7 protein-coding genes are annotated in these 5,479 nt (G+C 40.0%); 1 reads left to right on the top strand and 6 read right to left on the bottom strand.

What is annotated here, in order from left to right; all coding sequences use genetic code 11:
* Positions 1–291 precede the first annotated feature (291 nt).
* Positions 292–783: an isochorismatase family protein gene (locus tag PPA04_RS09035; RefSeq protein ID WP_057785004.1), complete on the top strand. Its 492-nt coding sequence runs from the start codon at positions 292–294 to the stop codon at positions 781–783.
* A 29-nt stretch (positions 784–812) separates the two neighbouring features.
* Here the strand turns inward: PPA04_RS09035 and folP are convergent, their stop codons facing one another.
* The 6 genes from folP to folB are packed head-to-tail and all read right to left on the bottom strand — an operon-like array spanning position 813 to position 5,311.
* Positions 813–1,970 (bottom strand): dihydropteroate synthase, encoded by a 1,158-nt coding sequence (folP, locus tag PPA04_RS09030; protein ID WP_057785005.1) that lies wholly within the window; start codon positions 1,968–1,970, stop codon positions 813–815.
* A complete protein-coding gene (locus PPA04_RS09025) occupies positions 1,957–2,565 on the bottom strand; it encodes a non-canonical purine NTP pyrophosphatase (protein ID WP_057785006.1) in 609 nt (202 codons plus the stop codon). Before PPA04_RS09025 ends, folP begins: the two co-directional genes overlap by 14 nt.
* Complete coding sequence (locus PPA04_RS09020; RefSeq protein WP_057785007.1) at positions 2,558–3,874, bottom strand: bifunctional folylpolyglutamate synthase/dihydrofolate synthase; 1,317 nt, start codon at positions 3,872–3,874, stop codon at positions 2,558–2,560. Before PPA04_RS09020 ends, PPA04_RS09025 begins: the two co-directional genes overlap by 8 nt.
* Positions 3,875–3,883: 9 nt before the next feature.
* On the bottom strand, positions 3,884–4,453 hold the full coding sequence (folE, locus tag PPA04_RS09015) for a GTP cyclohydrolase I FolE (RefSeq protein ID WP_057785008.1): 570 nt from the start codon (positions 4,451–4,453) through the stop codon (positions 3,884–3,886).
* A 14-nt stretch (positions 4,454–4,467) separates the two neighbouring features.
* Entirely contained in the window at positions 4,468–4,950 is a 483-nt protein-coding gene (gene folK / locus PPA04_RS09010; RefSeq protein ID WP_057785009.1) for a 2-amino-4-hydroxy-6-hydroxymethyldihydropteridine diphosphokinase, read from the bottom strand.
* Positions 4,943–5,311 carry a dihydroneopterin aldolase gene (folB, locus tag PPA04_RS09005; RefSeq protein ID WP_084254361.1) on the bottom strand — a complete coding sequence of 123 codons (369 nt, stop codon included), beginning with the start codon at positions 5,309–5,311 and terminating at the stop codon, positions 4,943–4,945. The genes folK and folB overlap by 8 nt, the downstream gene beginning before the upstream one ends.
* Between the last annotated feature and the right edge of the window lie 168 nt (positions 5,312–5,479).

Below are 5,479 nucleotides of genomic sequence, written 5' to 3'. Positions count from 1 at the left end.
AAATTTCCTCTCTTACCGCTTTGTTTCACTCACTGTTTTTAAGAATTTCTTAAATAAAAAATGTAGCGTTTTCCTCTTTTCCATTCAGTTGTACTATAATAGGACAAGATGCTCATTTGGGGAGTTATATTTGCATTACCAATTCATTTCTCTTGAACTTATTCGCAAAGTTCATAAGCGTATTACTTGATTGATGATGCCTTGAACAGGGAAATAGATCGTCTTTGGATACCGAAAGTACTTTAGATTTAGTACTGTCAAACAAACTTGATTTATGAAAGAGGAAATATAATGGCAGATGTCTTAATTGTAATTGATATGCAAAATGCATTGCATAAAATGGCGAATTTTGATGCAGTTGTGGCAGGCATCAACAAACGAATCGCCGTTTATCGACAAGAAAAAAAGGCGATTTTTTTCGTCCAAACTACCGATGATGAGATTCCAAGCGATACCGAAGCCTTTGAATTAACCGACAAATTAGACTTTAAATCGCAGAAAGATGAATTCATCGTCAAAACAACACCCGATTCGTTTTATCACACTAATTTAGAGGCTTATTTAAAAACCTACAACACGCATAGTGTTGAAATTTGTGGCGGTCAAACTGAGTATTGCGTGGACACCACAATTCGGGTTGCACGTCATCTAAATTATGAGGTTGAAGTCACAAGGGGATTAACCACAACCTTTGACTCAGACCTTTTGAATGCTCAAACAATCATCAAGCATCATGAAAGTATTTGGGACGGATCGTTTGCAACCATGTTACCTTCAAATTAAAACTAGTAAAAAAGATTGAGAAAAATGTCTCAATCTTTTTTACTAGCATTTTTGAACCAATACCCATTGTTAATGGTTTGAAGCATCTTCACAAGTTGCTTCGTTTCCGTAATGTCATGGACGCGCAAAATATTTCCGCCATGCAAATACATATAAGTTTCTGCAATAAGAGTGACCGATAAACGGTCCTCTTTTTTTAAACCAAATAATTTTGCGCCAAACCCCTTACGGGAAATGGCAATCATTGTGGGGCGGTCAAAATCATTAAACTGATCGATGTTGCGCATCATCGCATAATCTTGATAACCGTCTGCAACTTTGGCATAACCAATTCCGGGATCTAAGGCGATACGGTCGCGATCGATTCCAACAGTAGTCAATTGATCTAGATTCTGCTTGAAAAAGTTTCGCATTTCTTGAGTCAAATTGTCATACTCAGTGTCACGACTGCTGTGCATGGTTAACAAGCCCATTTTAGTTGGTGCCAATAAAGCAAGTTTACGCGGATCGTCAGTGAAGGCATTCACATCATTTATAATATCAACTTCGCCGTCCTTAACGATGTCACGCATGATCTCAAATTTGTAGGTGTCAACAGCTAAAGTGACTTGAGGGTAGGAGTCGTGGATCTGCTTTACGTAAGGCATAATGCGCGCTAACTCTTCATCGGCAGTTATTTCTTTGAAACCCGGCCGTGTGGTTTGTCCGCCAAGTTCAATGACGTCCACCCCAGCCGCAACCATCTCAGCAACGCGATCCATGATTTTTTGAGGTTCAAAATAACGACCACCATCATAAAATGAGTCCGGGGTAATATTTAAAATACCGTAAATTAAAGGTTTTTGAATTAAATCGCGGTGCTGATTTCCATAATTCCAGTAAACGCCGTGCTGCGCATAAATTTCGGTCAACTTTTCTTGACTGACAGAGTTTTGAAACCGATCTTTGAAATGTTCCATAAACAACTGAAACGCAGTCAAAGGGAGAACGGTCTGGACGCTATTTTTGTTGGCTCGAATGGGAACATCAAATGCTGCCAATAATTTGGTTAGTTTGACCACTTCTGGTTCAGATAGATCGGTAAACTGCAACGCAATTTTACGCGCGTTACGTAACGTATCATAGGCGATTTGAGCCTCAAATGAATCGGGATGTGCAAATTCTTCAGTTTTGTCAGAAATATTCATATTCGTTTTGAACCGCCCTTTTTAGAAGATTATGAACTGCCTTTGTGCGATGTAGATAAGGGGCCTTTTTACAATCTGGCATCTCGGCTAGGGTATGAGTTTCACCCTGAGGAATGAGGATTTTGTCAAAGCCATAACCATTTTGGCCCCGTTCTTGGTCGCTAAAGGTCCCCTTAAACTCGCCAAAACCATGATACAGATGGTGACTAGGTGAACATAAAACCAGATCTGTCCGTAAGGTCACGTTTCGTGATTTACCGGCCACCAAATTGATCAAATAATCGTTTTTATCTTTATCTGTAGGATAATCTACTAGTTGGCGTGAAGTTTCAACACCAAATTTATCTGGATAAGCATCTACAATCATTCCAGAGTCATCCCCTAAAACATAAGCGTGAGGCATCTTTTCAGCAATAAAAATTGCTTTTTGCCGCGCATTATCTAAATAGCTTGTCGTACCTTCCTTTGGAAAGGTTGTGCGTGCAAGCTTATTTTGATAGGACTGGGCGTGCACATTTGCTACCTTAAAACATTTGGCAAGTTCGATGGTTTTATCTAGGTTATTAGAAGCAATGAGAATTGGTTGATTAAACATGAAATTCACCTTCAAATTGTTTGATAAAGTAAAAGGAACCAGTAATGATAATGACATCGTTTGTGGAACTTCTTTGCCGAGCTTGGGCAAGCGCTTCGTGTGAATCGTTGGTTTCAAAAAGATGGTCGTTAGCAAAATGAAACTCATTTCGAATCACAGTGGCAAGGCGATATTTGTCTAAAGCCCGTTGATGCTGACTGGGCGTGTTCACATACACATTAGTTGCAATTGGTAAGTAACTTTTCAACATTTCAAAGTAATTTTTATCCGCCAAAAAGCCCAATAGAAAATGGATTTTTCGATTTGGAAACAAACTTTTTAATGATTGAACTAATTGTTTAGCACCATCAGGATTATGTGCTCCGTCCAAAATAACGGTGGGATGCTGCTGAATAATCTGCATACGTCCGGGAACTTTGAGCTGTGATAGAGCCTTGTAAACGCACTGTTGGTCGAGTGACGTGCCATTTTGCCGAAGCCAAGTTACAGCACTTAAAACCGTAGCTAAATTATCTAGTTGAAAGTTACCGATCAAGCCCAGTTGATAAACTTGTTTGGTAATTAGGGGGCCACTAATCTGGACTTGGGTGCCTGTCTGATCCTGATTTAAAACTTTCAACTGAATGTTACGCACAAAATGGATGGCCACATGGTGTTTATCAGCCACAGTCCGCAAGACTTCACGCGTAATTTGTTTTTGATGGGGTGCAACAATCACTGATGAACCCGATTTAATGATACCGGATTTTTGAGTCGCAATTTTGCGAATGGTATGGCCGAGAATTTGGGTATGATCGTAATCAATGTGCGTAAACAAAGTCAATAATGGCGCAGAGATTGCGTTTGTGGCATCATTTTTACCACCTAATCCGACTTCCAATATCACGAAATCTACTTTTGCCTGTTTGAAAGCAACCAAGGCAATTAAAGTAAACCACTCAAAAATTGAAAGCGAAGCGACCTGATCTCGGTTTCCCAGCGTGTCACTAATAAATTGGTAGGCTTGAAGAAAAGCCTTATAACTAATCATTTGTCCATCAAGTTTAATTTGTTCGCGGTCGTCTAACATCGCGGGGCTGGAAAAACGACCCACGTGGTAGCCATTTTCCTGCAAAATAGCTCCCAACATGGCACCGGATGACCCCTTGCCATTGGTTCCGGCAATGTGGATAATTTTATAGCTCTGATCTGGATAATGGAGGTCAACCAGGATTTTTCGTAAAATGGTTACCCGATTATCTTGAGTGACTAGAACTTGATGATTCATTTTTGCAATTAAATTTTGGTAGGTTTGTTGGTCTTCGTTCATGGTAAGTGATTACCTCTGATGCGTCTGTTGGAGAAATTCGTTTTTTAACTCGTGATCATCGGCAAAGGTGCCCAAAAATTTATTCGTATACGTAAATAGACCCGATTTGTTGATTCCACGCATTTCCATGCACATATGGCGTGCAGAAATCGATACTGCCACACCTTTAGGGTTTAAAATGCGTTGTAATTCATCGGCAATCATCACTGTGATGTTTTCTTGGACACTTGGTCGGTGCGAGGCAAAGTCGACCAACCGGGGAATTTTACTCAAGCCAATAATTTTACCGTTTTGCGGAACGTAGGCCACATTGACCGTGCCAAAGAAGGGGAGGATGTGGTGTTCACACATGGAATAAAAAGGAATGTCTTGCACCAAAACCATCCCGGCATTTTCGGCAACATTAAAAATTTTGTAATCCTCAAAATGTTGCTTGCCAGTTTCAGCAAAGATTTCTTCATAGGCTGTGGCCACTCTGGCGGGAGTTTCTTGAATGCTAGGTCTTTTGGGGTCATCGCCAATGGCTTCAATAATGTCATGCACGGCGTTTTCTATCTTTTTTTTATTTTTTTCGATCATATTCTGGTTACCTCTTAGTCATGTAAAATTTCTACCCAATTCTGGTCAGGCGTCGTTTGTAATTGTTGCTGGGTTTTAGCAATCAATTTGTCATCTGTTAAAACATCTAACAGTGGGATCAGCACAAAACGGCGGTTGGCAATTTCGGGATGGGGGATGATTAATGTGTCATCCTGATAGGTTTCGTGATTAAAGTACAAAATGTCCAAATCAATTGTCCGGGGTCCCCAATGAATAAGCCGTTTCCGACGCAAATTCTGTTCAATCTGATGTAACTCATCTAAAAGACGATGGGCATCTAAAGAAGTGGACAAGTGAATGGCAATATTTAAAAAGTCATCTTGCGGGACGCCACCCACCGGTTGCGTTTGATAAATGGGCGAAACTTTTTTAACGTTGATGGCTGAATTCTGGTCGAGCAGGTTAACAGCCTGTTTTAAGTTGGCCTGGCGATCGCCAAGATTAGAGCCAACACTTAAATAAACGTCATTATTCATGATGCTGTTCTCCGGAAACTTCAATTTCAATGTTGTCAAAGATTCCGGCAATCGGGACGCTATATTTGCGCACTTTTAATTTAACGGCCTGAATAGTCGGGTAGGTGGCCAGAATTTTTTTCAAAAGATGATTAGCCACACTCTCAATTAAATTGTAGTTATTGTTTAAAACGAAATCTTCAATGGTTTGGTAGACGTCCGCATAACTAACCGTTTCTTTCAGGTTGTCGTGCAGAACCTTCTCTTCAATTGGATAGGTGAGTTCAGCATCAATTTCAAGGCGCTGACCCAGTTTCTTTTCTTCAGCAAACACACCGTTAAATGTATGAAAGCTCATATTATTTATTCTGATTTTACCCATCTTAGCCATTCCCCCAGGCAGTTACAAAATTTATTTCCCTTTAATAGTATCATGTTTAGCACTAAGCGTCTTTTCTGAAGGCCATTATATAGAAAAAACCAGAACAAAACTCAAAAAGAGCCGTGTTCTGGTTTTCATAGGTTAACTAAAGGTTGAAACCACAAAAAA

Origin of the sequence: Pediococcus parvulus (assembly GCF_007990205.1) — a bacterium.
In the GTDB taxonomy this organism is placed as follows: Bacteria; Bacillota; Bacilli; order Lactobacillales; family Lactobacillaceae; genus Pediococcus; species Pediococcus parvulus.
The sequence above is the reverse complement of the archived record's forward strand: the minus strand, read 5'-3'. Positions and strand labels throughout refer to the sequence as shown.

Coding starts and splice junctions, on each gene's coding strand:
- PPA04_RS09035 (WP_057785004.1), top strand. CDS start 292: ATGGCAGATGTCTTAATTGTAATTGATATGCAAAATGCATTGCATAAA.
- folP (WP_057785005.1), bottom strand. CDS start 1,970: ATGAATATTTCTGACAAAACTGAAGAATTTGCACATCCCGATTCATTT.
- PPA04_RS09025 (WP_057785006.1), bottom strand. CDS start 2,565: ATGTTTAATCAACCAATTCTCATTGCTTCTAATAACCTAGATAAAACC.
- PPA04_RS09020 (WP_057785007.1), bottom strand. CDS start 3,874: ATGAACGAAGACCAACAAACCTACCAAAATTTAATTGCAAAAATGAAT.
- folE (WP_057785008.1), bottom strand. CDS start 4,453: ATGATCGAAAAAAATAAAAAAAAGATAGAAAACGCCGTGCATGACATT.
- folK (WP_057785009.1), bottom strand. CDS start 4,950: ATGAATAATGACGTTTATTTAAGTGTTGGCTCTAATCTTGGCGATCGC.
- folB (WP_084254361.1), bottom strand. CDS start 5,311: ATGGGTAAAATCAGAATAAATAATATGAGCTTTCATACATTTAACGGT.